The organism is Streptomyces sp. M92 (assembly GCF_028473745.1).
Taxonomy (GTDB): Bacteria; Actinomycetota; Actinomycetes; order Streptomycetales; family Streptomycetaceae; genus Streptomyces.
On record NZ_CP101137.1, the window covers coordinates 1,795,491 to 1,820,555 of the forward strand.

19 protein-coding genes are annotated in these 25,065 nt (G+C 70.9%); 12 read left to right on the forward strand and 7 right to left on the reverse strand.

Features of this window, described 5'->3' with window-relative positions:
* From M6G08_RS08135 to M6G08_RS08160, 6 genes are all read left to right on the forward strand, one after another.
* Nucleotides 1-1,758, forward strand: a complete 1,758-nt coding sequence (locus M6G08_RS08135; RefSeq protein ID WP_272586497.1) for a non-ribosomal peptide synthetase — start codon at nucleotides 1-3, stop codon at nucleotides 1,756-1,758.
* Nucleotides 1,755-2,996, forward strand: coding sequence for a cytochrome P450 (locus M6G08_RS08140; protein WP_272586498.1), 1,242 nt, complete (start codon nucleotides 1,755-1,757; stop codon nucleotides 2,994-2,996). The genes M6G08_RS08135 and M6G08_RS08140 overlap by 4 nt, the downstream gene beginning before the upstream one ends.
* Nucleotides 2,993-3,730 carry a thioesterase II family protein gene (locus M6G08_RS08145; RefSeq protein WP_272586499.1) on the forward strand — a complete coding sequence of 246 codons (738 nt, stop codon included), beginning with the start codon at nucleotides 2,993-2,995 and terminating at the stop codon, nucleotides 3,728-3,730. Before M6G08_RS08140 ends, M6G08_RS08145 begins: the two co-directional genes overlap by 4 nt.
* The gene (locus tag M6G08_RS08150; RefSeq protein ID WP_272586500.1) at nucleotides 3,723-4,463 is read left to right on the forward strand and encodes a hypothetical protein; all 741 of its coding nucleotides are present in this window, start codon (nucleotides 3,723-3,725) and stop codon (nucleotides 4,461-4,463) included. The genes M6G08_RS08145 and M6G08_RS08150 overlap by 8 nt, the downstream gene beginning before the upstream one ends.
* Nucleotides 4,460-6,958 carry an amino acid adenylation domain-containing protein gene (locus M6G08_RS08155; RefSeq protein WP_272586501.1) on the forward strand — a complete coding sequence of 833 codons (2,499 nt, stop codon included), beginning with the start codon at nucleotides 4,460-4,462 and terminating at the stop codon, nucleotides 6,956-6,958. Before M6G08_RS08150 ends, M6G08_RS08155 begins: the two co-directional genes overlap by 4 nt.
* Nucleotides 6,959-7,073: 115 nt before the next feature.
* A complete protein-coding gene (locus tag M6G08_RS08160; protein WP_272591284.1) occupies nucleotides 7,074-7,427 on the forward strand; it encodes a VOC family protein in 354 nt (117 codons plus the stop codon).
* 97 nt (nucleotides 7,428-7,524) lie between these two features.
* On the opposite strand, the gene M6G08_RS08165 is transcribed toward M6G08_RS08160, so the two are convergent.
* Complete coding sequence (locus tag M6G08_RS08165) at nucleotides 7,525-8,265, reverse strand: VOC family protein (protein ID WP_272586502.1); 741 nt, start codon at nucleotides 8,263-8,265, stop codon at nucleotides 7,525-7,527.
* 73 nt (nucleotides 8,266-8,338) lie between these two features.
* The gene (locus tag M6G08_RS08170; RefSeq protein WP_272586503.1) at nucleotides 8,339-8,887 is read right to left on the reverse strand and encodes a DUF1062 domain-containing protein; all 549 of its coding nucleotides are present in this window, start codon (nucleotides 8,885-8,887) and stop codon (nucleotides 8,339-8,341) included.
* A 308-nt stretch (nucleotides 8,888-9,195) separates the two neighbouring features.
* On the opposite strand from M6G08_RS08170, the gene M6G08_RS08175 reads away from it, so the two are divergent.
* From M6G08_RS08175 to M6G08_RS08190, 4 genes are all read left to right on the forward strand, one after another.
* Complete coding sequence (locus tag M6G08_RS08175) at nucleotides 9,196-10,164, forward strand: phosphoribosylglycinamide synthetase (RefSeq protein ID WP_272591285.1); 969 nt, start codon at nucleotides 9,196-9,198, stop codon at nucleotides 10,162-10,164.
* Nucleotides 10,165-10,314: 150 nt separating this feature from the next.
* Nucleotides 10,315-13,344, forward strand: coding sequence for an AfsR/SARP family transcriptional regulator (locus M6G08_RS08180; protein ID WP_272591286.1), 3,030 nt, complete (start codon nucleotides 10,315-10,317; stop codon nucleotides 13,342-13,344).
* Between the two features lie 124 nt (nucleotides 13,345-13,468).
* Nucleotides 13,469-13,645, forward strand: a complete 177-nt coding sequence (locus M6G08_RS08185) for a hypothetical protein (RefSeq protein ID WP_272586504.1) — start codon at nucleotides 13,469-13,471, stop codon at nucleotides 13,643-13,645.
* A 156-nt stretch (nucleotides 13,646-13,801) separates the two neighbouring features.
* Nucleotides 13,802-14,608, forward strand: a complete 807-nt coding sequence (locus M6G08_RS08190; RefSeq protein WP_272586505.1) for a response regulator — start codon at nucleotides 13,802-13,804, stop codon at nucleotides 14,606-14,608.
* Nucleotides 14,609-14,612: 4 nt separating this feature from the next.
* Here M6G08_RS08190 and M6G08_RS08195 read toward each other — a convergent pair whose 3' ends face one another.
* The 5 genes from M6G08_RS08195 to lysX are packed head-to-tail and all read right to left on the reverse strand — an operon-like array spanning nucleotide 14,613 to nucleotide 22,934.
* Nucleotides 14,613-15,686, reverse strand: coding sequence for an acyl-CoA dehydrogenase family protein (locus M6G08_RS08195; RefSeq protein WP_272586506.1), 1,074 nt, complete (start codon nucleotides 15,684-15,686; stop codon nucleotides 14,613-14,615).
* A 1-nt stretch (nucleotide 15,687) separates the two neighbouring features.
* Nucleotides 15,688-16,842: an acyl-CoA dehydrogenase family protein gene (locus tag M6G08_RS08200; protein ID WP_272586507.1), complete on the reverse strand. Its 1,155-nt coding sequence runs from the start codon at nucleotides 16,840-16,842 to the stop codon at nucleotides 15,688-15,690.
* 10 nt (nucleotides 16,843-16,852) lie between these two features.
* On the reverse strand, nucleotides 16,853-20,929 hold the full coding sequence (locus M6G08_RS08205; RefSeq protein ID WP_272591287.1) for a non-ribosomal peptide synthetase: 4,077 nt from the start codon (nucleotides 20,927-20,929) through the stop codon (nucleotides 16,853-16,855).
* Nucleotides 20,930-20,934: 5 nt separating this feature from the next.
* A complete protein-coding gene (locus tag M6G08_RS08210) occupies nucleotides 20,935-22,059 on the reverse strand; it encodes a M20/M25/M40 family metallo-hydrolase (protein ID WP_272586508.1) in 1,125 nt (374 codons plus the stop codon).
* On the reverse strand, nucleotides 22,056-22,934 hold the full coding sequence (gene lysX / locus M6G08_RS08215) for a lysine biosynthesis protein LysX (protein WP_272586509.1): 879 nt from the start codon (nucleotides 22,932-22,934) through the stop codon (nucleotides 22,056-22,058). Before lysX ends, M6G08_RS08210 begins: the two co-directional genes overlap by 4 nt.
* Nucleotides 22,935-23,182: 248 nt before the next feature.
* On the opposite strand from lysX, the gene M6G08_RS08220 reads away from it, so the two are divergent.
* Complete coding sequence (locus M6G08_RS08220; protein ID WP_272586510.1) at nucleotides 23,183-23,914, forward strand: sulfotransferase-like domain-containing protein; 732 nt, start codon at nucleotides 23,183-23,185, stop codon at nucleotides 23,912-23,914.
* 97 nt (nucleotides 23,915-24,011) lie between these two features.
* The gene (locus M6G08_RS08225) at nucleotides 24,012-25,058 is read left to right on the forward strand and encodes an NAD(P)/FAD-dependent oxidoreductase (RefSeq protein WP_272586511.1); all 1,047 of its coding nucleotides are present in this window, start codon (nucleotides 24,012-24,014) and stop codon (nucleotides 25,056-25,058) included.
* The last annotated feature ends 7 nt before the right edge of the window (nucleotides 25,059-25,065 follow it).

Here is a 25,065-nt window from a genome sequence, read left to right on the forward strand (position 1 = left end):
ATGCTGTACGAACGCGTCGTCCGGCATGCCCTGCGCAGTCCTTCGGCTCCCGCGATCACGTGCGACGGCGAGACACTCACCTACGATCAGCTGGTCAGCCGGGGGGACCGGCTGGCGGACGCGCTGACGACGGCCGGCGTCCGGCCAGGCGACGTCGTCGGTGTCCTGATGCGACGCTCCACCGGGATGATCGTGGCGCTGCTGGCGATCCTGCGGGTCGGCGCGGCCTACGTCGGGATCGACCCCGACGATCCGCCGCAGCGGCGGGAGGAGCTGCTGACGGACGCCGGCGTGGAGTTCGTCGTGGCGGACGACAAGTTGTGCGCGAGCGTGCCTGGCCGGTTCACCACGCTCTCGCCATCGGTCGTGAGCCCGTCCTGCGGCGCCCCGGCGAGCACCACCGCCGACGACCTCGCCTACGTCAGCTTCACGTCCGGCTCGACCGGGCGGCCGAAGGGCGTGATGGTCCCGCACCGCGCGGTCCTCAGGCTGGTCACGGACATGAACTGGATGGCCGTGGGCCCGGCCGATGTGTTCCTCCAGGCGGCCCCGCTGGCGTTCGACGCCTCCACCTTCGAGATCTGGGCAGCGCTGACCCACGGCTGCCACCTCGTGATGGCGCCGCCCGGCCGGCTCACCCTGGACGCGGTGGCGGAAGCCGTACGGGAGCACGGTGTGACCGTGCTGTGGCTGACGGCCGGCCTGTTCCACGAGATGGTCGCGCACCACATCGGCGCGTTCGCCGGCGTACGTCACCTCGTCGCGGGCGGCGACGTGATCCAGACGGGCCCGGTCGCGCGGCTGCTCGCGGCACATCCGGACATCACGTTCACCAACGGATACGGCCCGACCGAGAACACGACGTTCACCACCACCTGGACGACGACCGCCGCCGCCTGGGACGGTCCCGGCACCATTCCCATCGGAACGCCCGTCAACGACACGCGCACGGTGGTCCTCGGCCCCGACCTGCGGCCCGTCGAGGCAGGCGCCTGCGGCGAGTTGTACGTGTCGGGGGCCGGGCTCGCGCGCGGCTATCTCGGTCAGCCGGGCGCCACGGCCGACCGGTTCGTGCCCGACCCGTTCGCGACCGAGCCGGGGGCGAGGATGTACCGCACCGGCGACCTCGTCCGGCTGCGGCCGGACGGCGTCTGCGAGTTCGTCGGCCGGGTCGACGACCAGGTCAAGATCCTCGGCCACCGGGTCGAGCCGGGCGCGGTCGAGACCGCGCTGCACCGCCTGCCGGGGGTCAGCCGTACCGCCGTCGTCGCACGGAGCGCCGCCGACGGCACGAAACGACTCGTGGCCTACGTCGTACCGGAGGACGTGCCCCCGCCGCACTGGGGCGAGCGGCTGCGCGAACAGCTGCGGGAGACTCTTCCGGCGCCGATGATCCCGTGGGCCGTCCTGGTGCGGGACACCCTGCCGCTGACCGGCAACGGGAAGATCGACCGTGGCGCGTTGCCGATGCCGGACCTGATGGCACGCGGCGTGCCCGACGACTTCGTCGCGCCGCGGACCGACGTGGAGCACCGTCTGGCCGGGCTGTGGGAAGGCGTGCTCGGTGTGGAGCCGATCGGCGCCGACGACGACTTCTTCGACCTCGGCGGCCATTCGCTGAACGCCACGGAACTGCTCGGCGCGGTGCGGGCGGAGTTCGGCGTCACGATTCCGGCGCGCGTCCTCTATCTGCAGCCGACCCTGAGCGAGCTCGGCGAGCAGCTGGAGACCGCGCTGCGGAGCGGAGCGCAGCGATGACCGTCGCCGTGGAGGCGGGACGCTGCCCGATGCACGCCGCACCGGGGATCGACCTGTTCGCGTCGGACACGTTCGCCACCACGGACGTGCACGCCGTCTGGCGGACCCTGCGACGGGAGGCGCCGATCAGCTGGCACCCGGTCGGCGACGACGGGTTCTGGTCCGTGACCCGGTACGACGACGTGCGACACGTGCTGCGGGACCACGTCACGTTCACCTCCGAGAAGGGATCGCTGCTCACCCTTCTCGGCAAGGGCGACCCGGCCGGTGGCCGGCAGATGGCGGTCACCGACCCGCCCCGGCACGCGCGGCTTCGGGAGCCGCTGCAGCGCGCCCTGTCGGTCAGGGAGGTGGAGCGGGACCTGCCGCGTATCCGGTCCCTGATCCTGGAACTGCTCGCCCCCATGAAGGACGGCGGCGTGTTCGACTTCGCCGCGGCCACGGCGGCCATGCCGATGGCGGTCATCGGTTCGTGGATGCGGCTTCCCCGCGCGGACTGGCCCGAGCTGACCCGGCTGACGGGCGCGTCCATCGCGCCGGACGACCCGGCCTTCGTCGGCCCGGGCGGCCCGGAGCGGACTCTCGTGAGAGCGCATCGCGAGCTGTTCGCCTACTTCCAGGACGTGGTCGCCGAGCGGCAGGCCGCCCCCGGCGACGACTTGCTCGGCGTGCTCCTCGGCATGCAGGTCGACGGGGCGCGGCTCACGCCGGGTGAGATCGTGTCCAACTGCTACAGCCTGTTGCTCGGCGCCAACGTGACCACCGCCCAGCCACCGAGTGCCGCACTGCTCGAACTCGCCGGGACCGACGCACTGGCCGACTGGGCGGCCCATCCGGACCTGCTGGTGAGCGGGGTGGAGGAAGCGCTGCGCTGGTCCTCGCCCGCGCAGCACTTCATGCGGTACGCCACGCGGGACGTCAGGATCCGTGACATCACGGTGCACGCGGGCGATGCCGTCGTCGCATGGCTGGGATCGGCCAACCGGGACGAGGCCGTGTTCGCGCGGCCCGACACGTTCGACGTCCGCAGGCGCCCCAACAGGCATGTCGCCTTCGGCGTCGGCCCGCACTACTGCGTCGGTCACTCCGTCGCCAGGGTCGCGCTGCGGGTCATGTTCCAGGAGCTGCTGACCGGCTTCACCGACATCCGGGTCGTCGGCGACCCCGTACGGCTGCGGTCGAACTTCATCGCGGGATACACCAGTCTGCCGGTGACGGCACGAGGAGTACGGCCATGACGAGCGGATCGCCCCTTCCGATGCGCAGGTGGCTGCCCCGGCCGCTGCCGGACACCCCGACGCGGGTCTTCTGCCTGCCCTACTCGGGCGCGGGTGCCTCCATGTTCGCCCGGTGGCCGGACGCCGCGGACGGCACCGCACTGTGCCCGGTGCAGTTGCCGGGCCGGGAGAACCGGCTGCGGGAGCCGCACTTCGGGACGTACGAACAGCTCGCGAGGGACGTGGTCGGGGCGCTTCTGCCCGCCATGGACCGGCCCTTCGGACTGTTCGGGCACTGCAGTTCCGCGCTGATCGTCTACGAGATCGCCGTCGCGCTGCGCCGCGAAGGCCTGCCGATGCCGCGACGGCTGTTTCTCTCCTCCCAGGTCGCGCCCCACGAAGGCCCCTATGGCAGCTACTTGACGATGACGGACGAGCAACTGCGGGCGGAGCTGGTCGCGCTGAGCGACAGCGAGCTCGACGACACGGTTCTGGACCTTGTCACGGAGACGCTGAGAGCGGATGTCGAGGCCAACAAGGCCTACCGTCCGGCCGCGCCGGTGCTCCTCGACACGTCGATCACCACGATCGGCTGGACGGACGACCAGGAGGTCGCTCCCGAACTCATGAGCGGGTGGGACCAGTACGCCGAGAAGGTCCACAGGGTGGTGCTGCCGGGCGTGCACCACACGTTCCTCGGCGCGCCGGCCGCGCTGCTGCACCAGTTCGCCGAGGGAATGGCCGCTGATGACTGAGGTGCGGACCTGTCGGGTCGCCCGGACCCACAACGGCCCACCCGGCAGCGCGAACGGCGGATACGCGTGCGGGATGGTCGCCAGGGCCGCTGCCGACGTGGTCGGGCCGGCAGCTGTGGTCCAGTTGCACGCGGCCCTGCCGCTCGACACCGAGCTGACCGTCCACGCGCATCGCGGGCGGGCCCTCGTGCGGCACGGGGACGAGCTCGTCGCGACGGTTTCCGCCGCGAAGCACGGTCAGCGGGCGGTGGCGCCGTTCGTCAGCGTCGCCGCTGCGCGACGGGCGAGCGCGTCCTTCGCGGGTGCGGTGGCGCACCCGTTCCCGGAGTGCCTGGTGTGCGGTACCGCCAGGACCGACTCGGCCGCGCTGCACCTGACCCCTGGGGGTGTGGACGGTCTTCCGGGTGTTGTCGCGTGCATCTGGACCCCTGATGACCCGGACCCCGACACCGTGTGGGCCGCGCTGGACTGTCCCGGCGGCTGGACTCTCGACCAGACCGGCTCTCCGCACGTGCTCGGCAGGATGTCCGCGCGCGTCCGCGCTGTCCCTCCGTCCGGCAAGCCCACGATCGTCGTGGCCCGGCGCATCGCGACCGTCGGACGGACCGCGCGGGTGGTCAGCGCGCTGTTCGGTCCTGACGGAACCGAGTTCGGCCGGGCAGAGGCCACCTGGGTCCGGCTCACTGGTTCTTCCGATCCGGCGCCGAGGAAAAAGGAGCGTCTTCCATCGTGACTGCGAACCTGATCGACCTGTTCGAAGAGCAGGCGCGCCGACGACCGGACGCCGTGGCGGTGGTGTGCGGTGACCTGTCACTGTCCTATCGGGAGCTCGATGGCCGGGCGAACCGGATGGCCCGCCTGCTGGCCGGTTCCGGCGCCCGCCCCGGCACCTTCGTCGGGGTGTGCCTGCCGAGGTCCGTGGACCTGCCGGTGGTGCTGCTCGCCGTGCTGAAGACCGGCGCGGCCTATCTGCCGTTGGACCCGAGCTATCCCGAGGAACGCGTCGCGTGGACGGTGCGGGACGCGGACCCGGTCGTGGTCGTCGGCACGTCGAAGACGCCCCGGCTCGGCGCCTCCGTGCTCCTGTTGGACGATCCGGCCGTGCCGGCCCGGCTGGCGGACACCCCTGACAGTGCTCCGCCGGTCGTGCGGGATCCCGGCGACGCCGCCTACATGATCTACACCTCCGGGTCGACGGGACGGCCCAAGGGCGTCGTTGTCGCCCACGCCAACGTCCTGGCGCTCTTCGCCGCCGCCCGCGTACTGTTCGACTTCGGCGAGGACGACGTCTGGACGCTGTTCCATTCCTACGCGTTCGACTTCTCGGTCTGGGAGCTGTGGGGCGCGCTCCTGAACGGCGGCACGCTGGTGGTGGTTCCGGTCGCCGTCGCCCGGTCCGCGCCGGACCTCCTGCGGTTGCTGGCCGAGCGGCGGGTCACCGTCCTCAACCAGACCCCGTCGGCGTTCTACGAACTCGCACGAGCCGATGCCGAAGACCCGGTCACCTCCGCTCGGCTGGCGCTGCGCTACGTGGTCTTCGGCGGCGAGGCGCTCGACCTGGCGAAGCTCGGGGAGTGGTACGGGCGGCACGATCCGGGCAAGCCCGAGCTGGTGAACATGTACGGCATCACGGAGACCACCGTGCATGTCACGCACGCCGCCCTCGACCGCGACCGGACGGCCACGACCGGGCTGGTCGGACGGCCTCTCCCCGGCGTTCGCTGCTATGTCCTGGACGACGGGATGAACCTGGTGGCGCCAGGAGTGGTGGGCGAGCTGTACGTGGGCGGCGTGGGCGTGGGATGGGGCTACTGGGGTCGCGGCGGGCTGACCGCCGACCGGTTTGTACCCGATCCGTTCGGTGCCGCCGGCGAGCGGCTGTACCGGACCGGCGACCTCGTGCGCTGGGGGCGCTGGGGTCTGGAGTACTCGGGGCGGCTGGACGACCAGGTGAAGATCCGGGGGTTCCGGATCGAACTGGGCGAGGTCGAGTCGGTGCTGTCCCGGTGCCCCGGCGTGGCGGACGCGGTGGTCGTCGCCGGCACGAACGGCCGGGGCGAGCCGTGCCTGGTCGGGCATGTCACGCCGGACAGATCGACGGGTTCGGCGCACTCGTCGCGACTGGGGGTGCATGCCAGGGAATTCGTCTCCCGGTATCTCCCCGCCCACGCGGTGCCGGCCGTGGTCATGGTCGCCGCGGAGTTCCCCCTGTCGCCCACCGGCAAGGTCGACCGGCGGGCGCTTCCCGCGCCGGCGTTCGACGCGTCGGCAAGCCGCCCGCGCTCTCCGGCGGAGGCGGCGCTGTGCACGTTGTTCGCCGATGTGCTCGGCGTCGACGAGGTCGGCCCGGACGACGGGTTCTTCGACCTCGGTGGGCACTCGCTGATGGCGACGACTCTGGTGAGCCGCGTGCGGACCGCGCTGGGAGCGGAGCTGGGGGTCAGCGCGTTGTTCGAGGCACCGACACCGGCCGCGCTCGCGCGGCTGATCGGGGGGCACACCACCGAGGGCGGAGCCCGTGACGTGCTGCTCGAGCTGCGGGGACACGGCAGTCGGCCGCCGCTGTTCTGCGTGCATCCGTCCACCGGGACGAGTTGGTCCTACGCCGGTCTGCTGCACCACCTCGATCCGGGGACGCCGCTGTACGGACTGCAGGCACCGAGCTTGAGCGGCGAATCCGTCATGCCGCAGACCGTCGAGCAGTTGGCGGCGGACTACGTGGGCCGCATCCGTACGGTGCAACCGCGTGGACCGTACCGGTTGCTCGGCTGGTCGTTCGGTGGTCTGGTCGCCCACGCGATCGCGGTACAACTCGAGCGGGACGGGCAGCAGGTGGAGCTGCTGGCCATTCTGGACGTGTCGCCGGTGGCCGGGGAGACCGACGGCAGGCAGACGGGGGACGGGGCCGACGGCCAGCTCGAACCCGAAGCAGCGGTAGCGGAGCTGATCGGCGACATCAGCCTGCCGGAGGAGACGATCGCCCGGATGACCGCCGCCGTCAGGCACAGCGGCCGGATGCGCGTCCGCTTCACCCCCGGCCGGTTCGGTGGCGATCTGCTGCTGTACACGGCCGGCCCGAACGCACTGGCCGACGAGTGGCGCCCGCACATCGGCGGCCGCATTACGACTCACGAGATCGCCACCACGCATCTCCGGATGATGCGTCCCTCGGCGCTGAACCAGATCGGCCCCGTCCTGGCGGCCGCGCTCGCCGACGGGGACCAGTAGACGTCATACCGCCCCTCACACGGCCTCCGGCCTCCGAAGGGTCAACTGTCGCGCTCGAAATTCCCGAAAGAGTGACTCGATGGTCGTCGACGTCTGGCGCGCCTATGCTCGGCGGATGACCTTGGAATGGGAGCACGTAATCGTCCACTCGCAGGACCCGGAGGTTTTGGGTCAGTGGTGGGCGGAGGCGCTTGGCTGGGTTGTTGTCCACTCCACCGATGACGAATTCGGAATCCGCCCGGCGCCGGACCGTCTGCCGGGGGTGGAATTCGTCCGGCTCGCCGAGAGCAAACAGGCCAAGAGCCGACTGCATCTCGACTTCAGGCCCGATGACCAGGAGGCCGAGGTGGCCCGCCTGCTGGCCCACGGCGCACGGCAGGTGGACATCGGCCAGGGCGACCAGTCGTGGGTCGTGCTTGCCGACCCCGAAGGCAACGAGTTCTGCGTCCTCCGACCGCGGCGCCGGTAACGCTCCCGCGGCCCCGCGACGGCCGGCCGTCGCGGGACTCGGACCACCCGGGGCAGGGGCTGGGAACGCCTGATGGTGCGCGGTGCTCCGATCCGTGTCAGGACGGGGCGAGTACGCAGAACTCGTGATCCTCGGGGTCTGTCAGGCACGTCCACGGGACATCGCCCTGGCCGACGTCGAGGTCGTTGGCGCCGAGGGCTCGCAGCCTTGCCACCTCCGCCTCCTTGTCGTCGCCGTGGAACGGCAGCAGGTCAAGATGGACGCGGTCCGGTACTTTCTTCGCGTCGGGCGTGCGGAGGAACGTGAAGTACGGGCCGACATCCTTGGCCGAGCGCAGCACCGCCTGCTCGTCGGTGACCTCGTGCGAGGCCCAGTCCATCGCCTCGCCCCAGAACCGGGCCGTGGCCCGGGGATCCAGGCAGTCGACCACCACCGCGGCGATCGGTCCGGTGTCCTGGTGGGTCTCCCGGGGTTCACGCACACAGAATTCGTTGCCCTCGGGGTCGGCGAGGACCGTCCAGGGCACATCGCCCTGACCCACGTCGGCGGGCGTCGCGCCGAGAGCCGTCAGCCGTGCGACCAGTTCCGCCTGATGTGCCGCGTCGCGGGTGGCGAGATCGAGGTGCACACGGTTCTTCTCCGGCGTCTTGGCTTCCGGGACGGGAACGAGATCGATGCCGACGACCTCCGGGTGCGGCCAGACCAGGCCGCCCGCGGGTCCGACGTAGGTGGTCACCCCCGGGTGGTAGGCGTGCCAGTCGAGCGCCTCCGCCCAGAACCGGCCGACCGCCGCGGGGTCGAGTGCCTTGATGATCACGTGGGCAGGTCGCAGCGCCATGTCGGCGATGCTACCTACCACGCCGCGATGGCATCCAGCGTTTCGCGTCAGCCCGTTGACCGGCGACGAGAGCTCAGCGCTTGAGTGTGAAGGTGAAGTCGCCGGACAGCTTGCCGCTCAGCCGGACGGCCGAGACGAGCTTCCCATCCGTGATGAGTTTCTCGACCTCGGCCCGCGAAAGGCCGCAGCCCTCGGCGATCAGCCGCGCCGGTCGTACGGGTATCCGCGCCGCGAAGCGGACCGAGACGTCGACCACGTCACGGTCCAGGTGATCCGATCCGTCGGTGTCGAGGCGCCAGGCGTCGGCCCAGTCGAGATCGATGCGATTGCGGCGCCGCATGACTGGGTCCTGGAGCATTTCGGCCGCCAGGCCGGCGTCGTTGTCGTGCAGTCGGTCCAGCAGTTCCGGGCGTACGGACCGCACGTTCAGCCGTTCCATGACCGTCAGCTTCGTGGTCTCCCCGCAGGACGTGCAGAGCGCGAGGAGCCAGACGTCGACGAGTTTGTGGTTCGCGTTGATGCGGAATTTCCCGCTCGTCCGGAAACTGTTGGACGGGCACACATGGCAACGACGGCGAACAAGCGGAAGACGGACAGGCTTGACCACCCAGTTTTTGAGCACAGAAGTACACCTGTTCCAGCGGAAGTCCGCAGCAGAAAAAGGGAGTCATCGGTCGGACTCGGGGCGACTTGCGTCGGCCGTGCGCCGGCAAGCACGACGGACGCTACGGACGCCCGGCGTTCCGCGCGTCCGCGACGGGATCACCCGTCGGTAAGCGGTGCGTTGACCTTTCCGCGCCGCGGTCGCGCGCGTCGCTCACCCCGGCCGGTGGGGAAGGAGAGGGGAACAGGACGGGAAGGCCGCACGGCACAGTCGCTCGTATGTGTGCACACTCGCCAAGAAGCCCGCAGTTCAGACTGCTCCTGGTGATGCCGGGACACCAGCTCGTCCGAAAGGGGGCCGAGCTGGGGTTCCGCGTCTGGTCGGTATGGGATCCGACGCAGCTCGAGGCCGACTTCGCGCCGCGCGTCGAGGAGTTCTCCGAGCAGCTGCTGACCACCGACTTCGCCGATGAGACCGGGTTGCGCGAGACCATCTCGCGCACCGCGCAGAGCCATGGCATCGACGCCGTTCTGCACTGCGGGCATGGAGACTCCGTCCTGCCGGTGGCCCGGGAGGCGTGGCGGCTGGGCCTGTCGCCCAACCCCCCGGCGGTGTACGAGCGGCTACGGGTCGGCGAGGGCGACGGCTGGGTCCCCGCAGAGGCCCCCAGGGTGAGCGTGGAGACGCTGACCGTGCAAGGTGTCCATCACGTCCTGGGAATGACGGCTCAACGCACCACCGGCCCCCCGCACTTCCTCGTGACGGGATACCTTCACCCGGCGCCGCTGACCGACGACGAGCAGAAGATCATCGGGGCGGTGGTCGAGGAGCGGCTGACGGCGAGCGGGTACCGTTCCGGCCCGGCCCACACGCAGGTGGCGTTGCTGCCCCACGGGCCGCGAATCGTGTCCTGCCGAGCACATCTGGGGGCCGACCGTATCCCCCTGCTCTTCGAGATCGCGCGCGGGTTCGACCTGGAGGCGGCGGTCTTCAGTGGTCTCCTGGGCAGCCGCCCGGTCGTGCCCCAGGCTTCCCGGTACGCGGAGGTCGGGTTCTTCCTGCTGCCCGAGGGGCGGCTGGAGACGTACACCGGCACGGAGGACATCGCCGTGACCCCGTGGGTCCGTGGAGCCCGCTTCCCCTATACCGTCGGCGACCGGGTCGCGCCCGTCGGCGACCCGCACGCCCGGCGCGCCTATGTGGTCGTCGAGGGGGACACGCCGGAGGTCACCCGCGAACGTGTCGCCAGGGCGCGGCAGGACCTTGTGGCCGACATCCGGCCGGCCAACCGATGACGCGCGCGGGGTAGTCGTGTTTTCCTTCTGAACGTGGCGATGACTCGGGTCCGGAACGTGGCTCGGACATGCCCGGTGCATGTCATCGGCGAGATGATTTACGCTCGCGTTGACGTGTGTCCCATCTCATCGCTGACGGGGGAGGGCAAGGTGCGGGCCGCGACATCCAAGAATATTGAAAACGAGACAAGTCCAGAACCAGAATTCGCCGTTCTGGGGTCGCTGGAAGTCCGCAGCGGCAGCGAACGCATAGCGATCAACGGGGCTCTGCAACGGCGCGTTCTCGTGATGCTGCTCCTGGAGGCCGGGCGCGTCGTGCCCGTCTCCCGTCTGATGGCGGCCGCGTGGGACGAAGAACCGCCGGACAGCGCCGAGCACCAGGTGCGCAAGACGGTTGCCAAACTGCGCAGCCGCATTCCGCACGGCCCCGAGATCGTCGTCACCGACGGGCCCGGCTACCGCGCGGTCGTGGACACCGAACAACTCGATCTTCTGCGCCACCAGAGGCTGTTGCGACAGGCCAGGGAATCACTGGACGCGGGGGAGAGGGAGCGGGCCGCCGCACAGTTGCGTGAGGCGCTGGCGCTGTGGCGGGGACCGGTGCTGGCCGGGTCCGGCGGGCGTGTGGTCGACGCCGCCTCGACGGCTCTGGAGGAGCAACGGCTCACCGCCGCCGAGCAGCTCTACGATCTGGGCATCGACGCGGGCGAGGCCGCCGGGATCACGGGCGAGCTGCGGGCCCTCGTCGACGAGCATCCGCTGCGCGAGTCGCTCCGCAGCCGGCTGATGCTGGCCCTCTACCACTCCGGCCAACAGGCCGCCGCGCTGGACGAGTTCGCCCGAGCGCGAGGACACCTCTCGGACGAACTGGGCATCGACCCGAGCGCGGAGCTGACCGGTCTGCACGAACGCATCCTGCGCCAGGACCCGTCGCTCACCCGCCCGGAACGCGCCACGTCCCGTGTCCCGGACCAGGTGTCCGAGGCTCCGCACGCGCTTCCGTTCGACGTGCCCGACTTCTCGGGCCGCAGTGGCGAGTTGCAGTGGGTCTGCGATGCGGCCAGACGTGCCCCGGAGGGGGCGCCGACGGTCCTGGCCCTCGACGGCATGGGCGGAGGCGGCAAGACGGCACTGGCCATCCGCGCCACCCATCAACTGGCCGAGCAGTACCCGGACGGCAGTCTCTTCATCGACCTGCACGGCTTCACACCGGGCCAGACGCCGGTCAGCGCGTTCCACGCCCAAGGAGACCTGCTCGCCGCCGCCGGCATCCCCAGCGAGGAGATACCCACGGTGCCGGCGGGACGTGCCGCGCGGTGGCAGTCCTACATGCGGGGCCGCCGCATGCTGCTGGTCCTGGACAACGCCGCCGCGTCCGAGCAGGTGAGGGCGCTGATCCCCGCCTCCTCCGACAGCCTGGTCCTGATCACCAGCCGCCCGCGACTGACTGGACTGGACGGAGCCGAATGGCTCTCCGTGGGTGCCCTGCCGGAGCCGGACAGCCACCAGATCCTTCGCAACACCCTCGGCGCCGAACGCGTCGAGAAGGAGCCGGACGCGGCCCGTGAGCTGCTACGGCTGTGCGGAGGTCTTCCGCTGGCGGTCAGGATCGCCGCCGCCCGGCTGGCGAACCGTCCGCACTGGACCGTGGAGCGGCTCGTCGAGCGGCTGCGGGACCACGACCGGCGCCTGGACGAACTCACCAGTGAGGGCAGGGGGGTCGCCGGTGCGTTGCTGCTGTCGTACCAGTCCATGCCCGACGACCAGCGAACGGCCTTCCGGCTTCTGGGACACCACCCCGGACGCTATCTGGACGCCGAAGAAGCCGCCGCACTGTTGGACACCGATGCCCTGACGGCCGAGGACGCGCTGGAAGAACTGGTCGACGTGAGGCTGCTGGAGGCCAGGGAACCGGGGGTGTACGCCCTGCACGATCTGGTGCGCAGCTTCGTGCAACGGGTCGCGCAGGGGCAGAAGACGCCGGCGGACGGGCAGGCGGTGCGGCGACTGCTGGACCACTACTTGGACACGGCGGAACGCGCGTGCGACAGACTGTTCCCCGGACGGCGCCGCTTCGGGGACCGCGACGAAGAGGGCGGGACGCACCAGGACTTCGACCACAAGGAAAAGGCCCTCCAGTGGCTCGACCAGCACCGCGACAGTCTGCTCGCGGCGGTGGACGCCGCGTACCACGAGGGACTCCTGTGGCACGCCGCGCGGCTCCCGCGCGAACTGGGCTTTCACTCCAGCATCCGCGGCTACGACGTCAGTGCGAACGCGGCGCTGGAGATGGGTGTCAGGGCGTCGCAACAGCTCGGGGACCGGCCGCTGACCAGGCTGAACCTGATGAATCTGGCCATGGGCAAGTGGCGGCTGGGGCAGTTGCGCGACGCGGTCGCCCGGCTGGAGGAAGCCGTGGACCTGTCCCGGCAGATGGAGGATGTGCACAGCGAGGCGGAGTGCCGGGCCCGGCTGGGTCAGGCCTGCACCAGCATGGGGGAACTGGAACGCGCCCTGCGGCTCTGCCAGGAGGCCAATGCCTGTGCGCAGGAGCTCGGCTTCATCCGGCTCGACGGCTCGTCGCTGAGCACCCTGAGCCTGGCCCAGGTGCGGCTCGGACGGTTCGAGGAGGCGGCGGAGTCGGCGGAGCGGGCGGTGGCCATCTTCGACTCGATCAAGGAGATACAGCTCTCCGTGGACGCGCTGAGCAATCTGTCCCAGGCGATCGAGCGCCTCGGCCGCTTCGAGGAGGCGCTGGCTTGCGCTGACGCGGCGCTGGAACGGTGCCAGCGTATGAGCATGCACTCCGTGCTGCCGCTCGTACTTGCCCGCAGGGCCGACGTGTTGGTGCGCATGGGAGAGCTGGACGAGGCGGCGCAGAGCGCCGACCACGCACTCGCCAAGGCCACCAGCAGCACCGACGACATCCACCGTGCCGCCGTGCACCTCTCGGTCGGGCGCGTGCGGCACGCGCAGGGGGACCTGGACACGGCGCAGGCTCAGCAGCTTCTGGCTCACGAGATCGCCTGCCGCATGGAGTTGCGCTACGACGAGGCGTGCGCGCTGTGGGGCCTCGCCCGTACCGCCGAGGCCCAGGGACACCCGCAGACGGCCCGGGAGCACCGCTCAGCGGCGGACCACCTCTTCTCGCTCATGAACGTGCCCGAGACCGCACGGTGATTCCCGCACGTCGGGCGGCCGACGACACGGGGACCGAGCGGGTGTCCAGAGGGGAACGGGCCGGGAAGACGGACCGGGAATATCAGCGCAGTCGAAACAGCCGGCCTTCCGAAGGAGTTCGCTCATGCGCTTCGCCCCTGCCGCCGCCGCCTCCGTCATCGCTCTCGGGGCACTTCTGGGTGGATTCACGGCCTCTTCCAGCCCCGCCGCGCCGGAGACGGCCCAGCAGCGGACCGCCGCCTTCGCCTCGTCGACGGGCGTGGTCGTCGCCGAGTCGGGTGACAACAACGGCAACGGCTGAGCCGTTGGGCCGCGGCCACCGGTTGCGGCCCGCCAGCGCGGCCACCCGGAAGAGCCGCTGCTGAGAATCGACACCGCATTGGGCGGTGGACCCGCGTCCGGTCTCCCCTCGCGTCACACGCGTTGCCGCTCGTCACGTCGATGAGGCCGAACAAAAATGCCCTTCCGGGGCGAGCCCCGCGCCGTCGCGCGCCGCGATTCCGTTCGGGACAACGAGGCTTTCTTCGTCATCCTTATCGAGGGGAACACAATGACCATTCGGGTGCTCATCTGTGACCAGTTGCCTGTGATCGCGGACGGTCTCAAGACCCTCCTCGATGCGGTGCCGGACATCGAAGTGATCGGTACGACCGACAACGGCATGGAGGCCATTGTCTCCGTGCGCACCACGCGGCCGGACGTCGTGGTCACGGATCTGAACCTCCAGACCATCTCCGGCCTCGAGTTGATCCGCAGACTCGCCAAGGAGGACGAGCCGCCCACCGTCGTGGTGTTCACCGCGTCCGACGCCGACAAGACGGTGAGCGACGTGCTGCACGCCGGCGCGAGCTGCCTGCTCGGCAAGGACACGAGTCCTCAGGAGTTGATCACTGCGGTCCGGGCGGCGGCCGCCGGGCAGACCATACTCGCGCCGAGCATTGCGCAGCGCCTGGTCACCTGGTTCCGCGCGCAGCCGGAGCCTCAGGAAGCCGCGACGTGCCCGGAGGTGATCGAGCTGACCCCGCGGGAACGGGAGGTGACCCGGATGATGGCGCGGGGAATGTCCACGGAGGAGGTGGCCCGCGAGCTGATCATCGGCGAGGCCACGGTCCGTACGCATCTCTATCGGGTGCGCAACAAACTCGGCGTCCGCGACCGCGCGGAGCTCGTCTCACTGGTCTACCGGACCGGACTCATCCACACGACCGGACAGTCCCTCGGTGACCAGGGCGTCCTGTCGCCGGGGGGCCTGCCCGCGAGGTGACCCCCTAGGGCCGGCCCGGCGCCATGACCCCAGGCTCCGTGCCGGCCGCGGCGTACCGGGCCGCGCGGATGCGGTCGGCGCCGACGATCCGCCATAGCGCGGCGGGATCGCCATACCGGGCGGACTCGGCCGCGGCCAGTCGGAAGTACCGGTGCAGACCGAGTTCTGCCGTCATCGCGCGCACCCCGCAGCTCTGCATGCTCAGCCGCACCACGTCGCGCGCGGTCTCGGCGGCCATCGCCAGGGCCATGACCGGCGCGGTGCCGACGGCGTCCGGCTCCGAATCGACCAACCAGGCGCCCCGGTACACCGCAGCCCTGGTCGCGCGCAACGCCACCATGGCCCGCGCCAGCGGGAACGACACCGCCGGCAGATCACGCAGCGTGGTGTCGAACTGCCGCCGGACACCGGCGTGACGCACCGCGACCCGGTGCGCGCCGTCGGCGATGCCCAGGAGGTAGGCGGCCTGCCGCAGCCGCGCCCGGGTGAGGGGGCCGGTGGGCGAGTCGTCCAGGGGCCCCACCACGTTCGCCGCGGTGACCGGTGTGGCATCGAACTGTACGACCGGGGGCCAGCACCCGCTCTCCGTGGTGCGGCCGGCCGCTCGGTGCTCCACGGCGACGAGCACCGGCTCGCCGCCCGTCCTGGTGGCCACCAGAACCGGCCCGGGTTCCGCGGCGTCGACCGTGACCATGCCGGTCAGCTCCCAGCCACCCGCTCGCGGGGCCGCGGTGATCCCACTGCCGACCGGCAGGGTCTCCAGCCCGGCCAGTGCCGCGCCCGCCGGAGCACCCATGTCGGCTGCCATCGCGTCGGCCCGGTAGGAGTTGCCGCGTGCCGCGCGGCCGAGTTCCTCACTGACGAGCACCCCGGCCGTCAGACCGAGGCCGAGGCCGCCGACGGAGGCTGACCGTTCGAAATCGGCAGCGTCCAGTTCGTCGAGCACCGCCCTGGTGGGGCCGACGGCTCCGTCGGCCACCGGCGCGCCGTGCAGCTCCATCCGGGCGGGGACGCCGGAAAGGCCCGTACGCAACGCCTTGCGCACCTGGATGCTGAGCGGATCGGGGGTGAGGTCCATGTCAGTGCTCTTCCTGTCCGATGGAGTCGAACGCGGCGGCCATGATCTGGAGCATCACCTCGGAGGTCCCTGCCGACAGTGTGAGCCCCGGCGCCTCCCGGTAGGCGGAGTCCAGGGTCAGAGCCGCCCTGGTGCGGTTCGCCCGCTGCTGGGGGCTGGGGATGTTGGCGGCCCACACCGCGATGCTCTGGGCGAGTTCGCTGCTGTGGTACTTGGCGACGGCCGTCGAGACGTGATCGACCTGGTCCGACGCGAGGCCGGTAAGTGCCTCCCAGGCGAGGACGTGGTCCGCCGCGAGCGCGCCATGCCATCGGCCGATCTGCTCGACGCGGTCGTCGTGCGGGGAGTCAGGGGCGTCGTCGACCAGTGCGTCCAGCGCGGCCTCGAGCCAGTGCTCCGCCTTGAGGTAGTAGTCGAGACCGGTGCGTTCGATGGCCAGAGCCTCGTTGAGCAGCGGCCACCCCTGGTCGCGCGGACCGAGGAGGCCGTCACCCGGGACCGGGACCGAGTCGAGGTCCACCCGGTGAAAGTGCTCGTCGCCGACGCCGGGGACAACCGACACCGTCACACCCGATGCGCCCAGGTCGACCAGGAACAGACTGATTCCCTGGTACTTCCCGGCACCCGGCGTCGTACGGGCCGCGCACAGGGCGAGGTCGACGAACCGGGTCTTGAGGCTGAACACCTTCGTGCCGGTGATCCGGTAGCCGCCGCCGTCCGGTTCGGCAATGGTCCGCAGCGCGGCGAGGTCCGACCCGGCGTCCGGTTCGGTGTAGAGCACTGAGGCGAAACTCTCCCCGCGGGCCAGCGCGGGCAGGTACCGCCGCTTCTGCTCGTCGCTGCCCGCCATCAGCAGGAACTGGCCGACGATCTGGATGGTGTTGACGTGGAACGTGTCCGGCACTCCCGCGCGCACCAGTTCCTCCGCGACGATCGCGGCGTCGGTGAGGGGGCGGCCCTCTCCGCCGAACTCGACGGGCCAGTGCACGGCGAGCAGGCCCAGCTTTCCGAGCAGACGGTAGAGCGGACGCGCGTCCGGCTCGACACCGTCCGCGCCGGTGGCGTCCGCCGCCGCGGCACGCACCTCGGCGGAGCGCAGCGCCTTCCGCACGTCCGCCCGGAACCGCTGTTGATCCTCAGTGAACCCGAACCGCATGTACGTCTCCTCAAAGGGCGAGCGTCTCTTCGATCGCCGCGACGACCCGGCTCAACGCCGTTTCCGTGAAAAGGGTGTAGTGGTCGCCAGGCACGCTCTCGGCCCGGAACGGACCCGTGCACACTGCCCGCCACTGCTCTTCCACGGCGATGTGAGATGACGCGGTGAGCACGGTGACCGGTCCGCCGTACGGCCCCGGCGGGCGGTATGCCTGCATGGACAGGGCACAGGACCGGTACGTCTCGAACCGGGAGGTCAGCTCGGCCTCGGTGAGTTCGATGCCGAAGCCGGTCAGCGTCCTTCCGACGTCGGCCACGCCGGCGGCGGGGTCGAGGACCGCGCGCACCCGAGGGCCGTCGCGCCCCGTCAGCCTCACGACGTCGTGCACGAACCGTTGCCGCACCGTCTCCTCGTCGAGGCGGACGGAGTCCTCGTCGTAGGCGGCGTCCAGCAGAACCACCGGAGGCCGTTCTCCGGTCTTCTGCTCGATCTGCCGGGCGACCTCGAAGGCGAGCACACCGCCGTAGGACCAGCCGGCCAGGCAGCACGACCGGGGCAGGCCGGTCTCGACCAGGTACCGCGCGATCCTGGAGGCGGTCGTCGCCAGTCCGTCCCGCGGGGCCACAGAGGCGTCGCGTGGATCGGCGGCGAATCCGGTCACACCGACGTCCTCGCGCAGTGCCCTGACCAGCGGCACGTAGCAGAAGAGCGCACCGCCCGACGGGTGCAGCAGAATCGCCTGCGCCGGACCCGACGCACGCATCACCACGGGTGCCCGGTCCTCTCCCGGCCCGGCGGTCCGGGCGACCTCCTGCCTGGACAGGCTCTCCCACGCGTCGAGCGGATCGCCGTCGTCATCACCTCGTGCGGCGCGCACGGCGTCGATGGTGGCGGCCAGGTGCGCGACGGTGGGCGAGGCGAAGAAGTCGCCGAGCGCGATCTCCACTCCGAACCTGCGGTTGATCGCCGACATCAGCTGAACGGCCTGCAGACTGTTGCCGCCCGCGAGGAAGAAGTCGTCGCGCACGCCGATCCGGTCGTCGCGCAGCAGGGGAGCGAGCACCTCGCGCAGCAGCCCGCGTTCCGTCGCGGTGAGCGACTCGTCGCTGTGCTCCTCGCCCGCGCGGCTCAGGTCCGGCGCGGGCAGCCTGCGCCAGTCGACCTTGCCGCTGCTGGTGAGCGGAAGCTCGTCGAGGACCACGAAGTACGACGGGATCATGTATGACGGAAGGTGTGCGCCCAGATACTCGCGAACCGCCGGCGCCTGGTGCTCGGTGATCCCGGTCAGATAACCGACCAGGTGCTTGGCTCCCTTGTCGTCGGTCCACGCCCGCACGCTGACCGGGCCGATCCCGTCGAACCCGGTCAGCGCCGACTCCACCTCACCCAGTTCGATCCGCAGCCCGCGAATCTTGACCTGTTGGTCGATCCGGCCGAGGAAGACCAGGCGTCCGTCCGCCAACCGCTTCACCAGGTCCCCTGTCCGGTACAGCCGCCCACCGGGCGCGGTGCCGAAGGGATCGGCGATGAACTTCTGGGCGGTCAGCTCGTCCCGGTTGAGGTAGCCACGCGCCAGACCACCGCCCCCGATGACGAGTTCGCCCGGTACGCCGATCGGCACCTGGCGCAGATCGCGGTCGAGTACGTGCGCCACATGGTTGGTCATGGGCAGGCCGATCGGAGGCGAGACGTCCCAGGTACCCGGGCACTCCTCGACGATCATCGTCACCGTGCACTCGGTCGGCCCGTAGCCGTTGAACAGCCGCCTGCCGGGGTTCCACCGGTTGACCAGTTCACCGCTGAACGCCTCGCCGCCGACGAACGCGATCCGCAGGTCGGTGAACCGTTCCGGCTCCAGCAGCGGCATCACGGTCGGGGGCAGGTCGACGACGGTGACGCCGGCCTGCTCCATCAGCGACTGGAGCCGGTCGACGGACAGCCGTTCCTCGTCGGTGGCCAGGCAGACACGGGCTCCGGTCAGCAGCGCCGAGAACGTCTCGAACACGGAGACGTCGAAGGTGATCGAAGCGAACCCGAGCACCCGGTCGGCCGGTGTCAGGTCGAACAGCTCCCGCGTGGAGTCGACGAAGTTGACCAGGCCGCGGTGCTCGAGGAGTACCCCCTTCGGTTTGCCGGTGCTGCCGGAGGTGTAGATGACGTACGCGACGTCTGAGGACCGCGCCGCGAGCGGGGGGTTGTGATCGGGCAGCGCCGCCAGTGCCCCACGGACGTCGTCCAGCGTCAGGACGGGCACGTGGACCTCGCTCAGGGCCCGGTCGGCCCCGGCGTGCGCGATCACCACCCCCAGGTCCGCGTCGGCGGCGATCTCCGCCACCCGCCCGGGGGGATGCGCCGGGTCGAGCGGCACGTAGGCCGCGCCGGTCTTGAGCACCGCGAGCATCGCGGTCGGCACGTCCACGTTCCTGCCCAGACAGAGGCCGACCCGTGCGCCCGGCTCGACACCGTGCCGGCGCAGCAGGGCGGCGAGCCGGTTCGCTCCGGCGTTGAGGTCGGCGTAGCTGGTGCCGACGCCGTCGACGACGACCGCCACGCTGTCCGGGGCCTCCTGGACACGCGCCTCGAACTCGGCCACCACGGTGGACTCGCGTATCGGGCGCACCGGGCCCTGGGCGGCGCGGGCCAGGAACTCCTTGTCCGCCGGGCTCAGCATCTCGACGGCGGACAGGGGAGCGTCGGGGGTCGCGGTCAGGGTGTGCAGCAGTCCGTCGTAGTGCCGGGCGAACCTGGCGATGCTCTCGGCGTCGAACAGGTCCGTGTCGAAATCGATGGCGAGGTGTGGATCGGCGCCGGAGTCCGGCTGCTCCACCAGGGTCCAGGTCATGTCGAACGGGGTGGTGCCGGTCCGGACGTCCTCGGGCGATACGGACAAGTCGGATAGGCCCGCCGGGGGGGCCGCGTGCTCCACGCCGAACACGATCTGGAAGATCGGTGAGCACGACGGACCGACGACCGGGTCGACCGCGGCGACCAGCTCGCCGAACGGCAGACCACCGTGCTCGGACGCGTCGCGCGTCACACGCCCGATCCGTTGGACCAGCGCGCGGAAGGTCGGGTCACCGGAGAGGTCCGCGCGCAGCACCCGCAGGTCCGTGAAGAGTCCGATCACCGAGGACACCTCGTCGTGCTGCCGGGTCGTCTCGGGCGAGCCGATCACCAGGTCGTCCAGGCCGGTGTAGCGGTGCAGCAGGGTGAAGAAGGCGGCGACGAGGACGTCGAACGGACTCGCGCCCTCCTGCCGGGCCAGCTCCTGCGCCCGTTCCAGCGCCTCGTGCCCGAGGGCGAAGCCGGCTCTGCCGCCCGCGCGGGTCCGCGTCTCGCCCCGGGGCCGGTCGGCCGGGAACTCCAGCACCTCGGCACCCGCGAGCTTGTCGCGCCAGTACGCGGCGAGTCGGCCCCGGTCGCCGCCGAGGCGGTCGCGCTGCCATACGGCGTAGTCCGGGTACTGCACGGGCAGGTCGGGCAGTCGCGGTGCGCCACCCTCGCGCGACGACCGGTAGGTTTCGGCGAGTTCGCGCAGCAGCAGGTCACGCGACGAGGCGTCGCAGACGACGGCGGGCACGTCGAAGAGGAACAGGTGGTCGTCCGGGGCCACCTTGACCAGCATCGCGCGCCACATCGGCGTGCGGTTCACGTCGAACGGGCTCGCGACCTGTCGCTCGACCAGTGCCCGGGCCGCGGCCAGCCTCTGCCCGTGGTCCTCGCCCTCCGCTTCGAGGACCGGCATCTCGACCGGGACCGTGGCCACGACGACCTGCATCGGGCCGCCCTCGCGCTGCGCGATCGAGGTCCGCAGCGCCTCATGCCTCGCCACGGTCGCGGACAGCGCAGAGTGCAACGCCTCCGCGTTCAGCTCACCCCGCAGACGCAGGCACAGCGGGGTGCCGGGGACGCCCGGTGCCGGGTGGTGGAGGAACCGGAGCGACTCCTGCTCGTACGACAGGGGCGTCGGGCCCGTGTCACCGCGTGACGTCGGGCCACGCCTCGTCGCGGCCTTCGCATGCTCCCTGAGCCGGGCGAGGAACCGTGCGCGGCGCTGAACGGGCAACGCGGCGAGGCGCTGGGCCATGTCTGTCACCTGAGACTCCTCACGCGCGGTGGTGCGTCGTCCACCCGGCCGCCCGGGCGAACGGGCAGGTGTGCCAGCTCCGAGATGGCGGTGGTCAGCACGTCGATGCCGCGCTGGTAGTCCGAGAGCACGATGTGCTCGTCGTCGGCGTGATCGAGACTGCTGTCGCCCGGTCCGTAGGTCGCCATCGGGACGTCCCAGGCCTCCGCGAGCGTGTTCATGTCCGAGGTGGCCGTTTTCACCACCAGGCGCGGTCGGGCGTGCAGCCGCCGGATCCCGGACACCAGCGCGCGGACAGCCGGGTCGGCCCGCCCCACTCGGCAGGCCGCGACCGAGTTCAGCACCTCGAGATCACCGGCCGACAGACGCGCACGCAGCTCGCTCACGAACCCGTCGACGTCGAACTCCGGTGGAGTGCGGACGCTGAGGTCCGCCGTCGCCGTGGTCAGGTCGCCGTTGAGCCGGCACAGGGTCGCGCCGGGCTGGTCGAACACGCCGTGGTCCATGTCCGGCCCGAGCAGCTCGACCAGCGCCTGCCAGCACGCGGCGGCCAGTTCGGACGCCTTGGGCGCCGGGTTGCTCGGGTGCGTGGCGGGACGCTTCACGGTGTAGCGCAGGTCGAGCTTGCCCTTGTAGCCGAGTACCACGCTGGACCAGCCGCTCGGTTCGCCGATGATCAGCGCGTCCGGCCGGTCGTGCGTGGCCCGGATCGCCATCGCTCCACGGGACTGCGGGGTTTCCTCCTCGACGACGCCGACCACCACGATCCGGCCGGGGAAGTCCACCGCCCCGGCCGCCGCGCAGATCATCGCCGCGAGCGGTCCCTTCGCGTCCACCGCGCCTCGGCCATAGAGACGTCCGTCCTCGGAACGGACCAGGACATGGCCCGGGACGGTGTCCATGTGCCCGAGGAGCATCAGGGTCGGGCCGGCACCGCGCTCGATCGTGCCGATCACGTTGCCCACGCCGTCGATGTGGGCCTCGAACCCCAGGGCCGACATCGCCTCGGCCAAGTAGTCGGCCAGCGCGCGCTCCTGGTAGGAGGAGGAGGGGATCTCCAGCATGTTGCGCAGCAGTCCGGCGGCGTACGTCTCGGTGACGGTGCCGGACGAAGTGAACGCCCAGTTCATCGTTGCGCCCGTTCCAGTAGGTGGTCGACGACGAGGTCCGCGACATCGACCCGATCGCCGAGTGCGGATTGGAAACCGGTGAACTCGACCCGGTGGTTGACCTCCAGGACCAGCAGCCGACCGTCCTGGTCCTCGATCAGATCGACACCGGCGATCTCGGCGCCGACGGCCGTGGCCGCGTCGAGGGAGAGTTTGGCGATCTCCGGTGTCACCTCGCACGGCCTGGCCTGTCCGCCGAGTGCCACATTGGTCCGCAGGGACTCGCTGGTCCGGTAGACGGCGCCCAGCACCTGACCACCGACCACGATCACCCTGATGTCCCTGTCCGGCTTGTCGATGAGCTCCTGCACGTACCCGAGATGCGACTGCGGTCCGGGCAGCGCGGCGACGTACTCGAGCACACCTTCGGCACTGGCGCGGTCGGGCAGCCGGGCCACCAGCCGGCCCCACGAGCCGACCAGCGGTTTGATCAGTGCCGGGTAGCCGATGGAGTCAAGGGCGTCCAGCGCCGCCTGCGGAGTGAGGCCGAGCGCGGTGCGCGGTGTCGGCACCCGAGAGGCCTCCAGGGCCATGGTGGTGCGCCACTTGTCCCCGCACACCTCGGTCGCCTCCGCGCTGTTGACCACCTCGACTCCGGCCGCGGCGAGGCTGCGGGCGGCGTAGGCCGCGCGGACCTGGCCTATCTCGCGGTTCAGCGCGCAAGTCCACGGCACGTCGCACCGGCCGGCCAGGAACCACTGTCGGCGCGTGTCGACGTGGTCGACGGGCACACCGCGCCGGTCGAATGCGTCGAACAGTCTCTTCTCGTCCGCGCCGACCCGGCTGGCGAGTATGGCGATCTTGCGGCCACTTGGGCGCTCTGATGCCGCTGACACATGACCTCCGTATTAGGGCCCCCGGTTCACAGGGCGGCACACCGGCTTACCGCGTGGAAAGAAAACTACGAGTGCGCCGGCACCGTATGCGTCCGCGTCAAGAGTATTCGCGGGGGCGTGTTTCGTTGACTTCTCGTCCCTTGGTTTGCGAATTCTGGTTACCTCGCCCGGGCCGCCATCGTGTCACTCTCGAATTGATTCGAACGCCGCCGCAATGGTTTACGGCCAGCAGGGAAGAGGGGGAAAACGTGGTACATCAACCGGAGCGGATCCCGGTGCTCGCTCTGTGGAGCGCACCACGCTGCCGCTCAACCGCCTTCGCGCGGATGATGGCCGAGCGGGGCGACTGTGCCGTCGTGCACGAGCCGTTCTCCCGGGTCGTCGACTTCGGTGAGGTGGAGGTCGACGACACGGTCGCGCACAACGAGCGGGACGTGCTCGCGGCGTTGCGGGCCATGGCGGCCAGGAAGCCGGTGTTCTTCAAGGACACCACGGACTTCCACTACCCGGCGCTTCTCGCCGACGGGTCCTTCCTCTCGGCGGCGACCCACACCTTCATCATCCGGGACCCGGCCGAGGCCATCGCGTCGCACCATGCGCTCCACCCGGGCCTCGGTCGCGACGAGATCGGCTTCGCCCGGCTGTACGAGATCTTCACGGCCGTGCAGGCCGCCACCGGCAGCACGCCAGTCGTGATCGACTCCGACGATCTGCTCGACCGGCCGGAGGACACCGTGCGGGCCTACTGCGCGGCGGTGGGCATCGACTTCCGTCCGGACGCGCTGAGCTGGGCGCCGGGCATGCGGCCGGAATGGCAGTCGACCAGCAAGTGGCACAGGTCGACCAGCGAGACGACGGCCTTCACGCGGGTCAGGAGCGGCGGAGCGGAGGCGGTCGAGGCGGACCCTGTGCTGCGCGCCTACCGCGATCACCACCAGCCGTACTACGAGAAACTGCGCGCCGCCGCGCTCCAGCCGTGAGCCCGCCGGCCGAGATCGTCGGCTGGTGGGGCGGGCAGCGCCCGCCCCACACCGCGTATCGACAGGTACGCGGCAATCGAGGCAGGAGGAGCGTGACATGCCAGCAGTCGTGAGCGCCGTCGACCGGCCCGCCGAGGCGGCGGTGGACGTCGCAGTCGTGGGCGCGGGACCCGCCGGGCTGTACGCCGCGTACTACGCCGGATTCCGGGGCCTGTCGGCCGCGGTGGTCGACGCGCTCGACGAGCCCGGCGGCCAGGTGTCCGCTCTCTACCCGGAGAAGCTGCTGTACGACGTGGCCGGTTACCCCGCCGTCAAGGGGCGGCAGCTGATCGACAACCTGCTGGAGCAGGCCGCCCCGTTCGATACGCGGTACCTGCTCGGCCGGACGGTGGTCGGCCTCGCCCGCCGAACCGGAGGCTGGACCCTGAGCACCGACGACGGCGGCACAGTGGACGCCGGAGCCGTGGTGATCGCCGCCGGGCTGGGCAGGTTCGCGCCTCGCAGGCTGCCCTGCTCGGTGCCGTACGAGGGCAGGGGCGTCGCCTACCACGTCCCGCGTCTGGAGGCGCACGCGGGACGGGACGTAGTCGTGGTCGGCGGCGGCGACAGTGCCGTGGACTGGGCGCTGGCCCTGGCCCCGCTGGCCCGCAGCACGACCCTCGTCCACCGGCGGGGCACCTTCCGCGCCCACGAGTACAGCGTCCGGCAGCTGTACGCCTCCGCCGTCCGGGTCGTCACCGACGCCGAGGTGGTCGCCTGCCACGGTGCCCAACGGCTCGAGCAGGTCGAGATCCGACGAGGCGAGGAGGTGTTCACCCTGCCGTCGCAGGCGCTGGTCGCCGCCCTCGGCTTCACCTCCGGCCTCGGTCCCGTCGCCGAGTGGGGAATCGACCTGGAGCACCGCAGGATCCGGGTCGACCGGTCCATGAGCACCAACCTGCCCGGCGTCCACGCGGTCGGCGACGTGTGCACCTACCCGGGCCGCGTCCCGCTGATCACCGTCGGCTTCGGCGAGGCCGGCACCGCTGTGAACCACGCGGCCGTGACCCTGCGCCCCGGCGAACGGCTCGCGCCCGAGCACTCCTCCGACACGTTCCCCGGTGCACGCGACCGCGCGGCCGTCCCGTCCGCGTCGGCCGCGTGACACCGGC

Bases quoted from the DNA above. Each gene is read 5' to 3' on its own strand.
- M6G08_RS08135 (WP_272586497.1), top strand. From the start codon at position 1: ATGCTGTACGAACGCGTCGTCCGGCATGCCCTGCGCAGTCCTTCGGCT.
- M6G08_RS08140 (WP_272586498.1), top strand. From the start codon at position 1,755: ATGACCGTCGCCGTGGAGGCGGGACGCTGCCCGATGCACGCCGCACCG.
- M6G08_RS08145 (WP_272586499.1), top strand. From the start codon at position 2,993: ATGACGAGCGGATCGCCCCTTCCGATGCGCAGGTGGCTGCCCCGGCCG.
- M6G08_RS08150 (WP_272586500.1), top strand. From the start codon at position 3,723: ATGACTGAGGTGCGGACCTGTCGGGTCGCCCGGACCCACAACGGCCCA.
- M6G08_RS08160 (WP_272591284.1), top strand. From the start codon at position 7,074: ATGACCTTGGAATGGGAGCACGTAATCGTCCACTCGCAGGACCCGGAG.
- M6G08_RS08165 (WP_272586502.1), bottom strand. From the start codon at position 8,265: ATGGCGCTGCGACCTGCCCACGTGATCATCAAGGCACTCGACCCCGCG.
- M6G08_RS08175 (WP_272591285.1), top strand. From the start codon at position 9,196: ATGCCGGGACACCAGCTCGTCCGAAAGGGGGCCGAGCTGGGGTTCCGC.
- M6G08_RS08185 (WP_272586504.1), top strand. From the start codon at position 13,469: ATGCGCTTCGCCCCTGCCGCCGCCGCCTCCGTCATCGCTCTCGGGGCA.
- M6G08_RS08190 (WP_272586505.1), top strand. From the start codon at position 13,802: ATGCCCTTCCGGGGCGAGCCCCGCGCCGTCGCGCGCCGCGATTCCGTT.
- M6G08_RS08195 (WP_272586506.1), bottom strand. From the start codon at position 15,686: ATGGACCTCACCCCCGATCCGCTCAGCATCCAGGTGCGCAAGGCGTTG.
- M6G08_RS08200 (WP_272586507.1), bottom strand. From the start codon at position 16,842: ATGCGGTTCGGGTTCACTGAGGATCAACAGCGGTTCCGGGCGGACGTG.
- M6G08_RS08205 (WP_272591287.1), bottom strand. From the start codon at position 20,929: ATGGCCCAGCGCCTCGCCGCGTTGCCCGTTCAGCGCCGCGCACGGTTC.
- M6G08_RS08210 (WP_272586508.1), bottom strand. From the start codon at position 22,059: ATGAACTGGGCGTTCACTTCGTCCGGCACCGTCACCGAGACGTACGCC.
- M6G08_RS08225 (WP_272586511.1), top strand. From the start codon at position 24,012: ATGCCAGCAGTCGTGAGCGCCGTCGACCGGCCCGCCGAGGCGGCGGTG.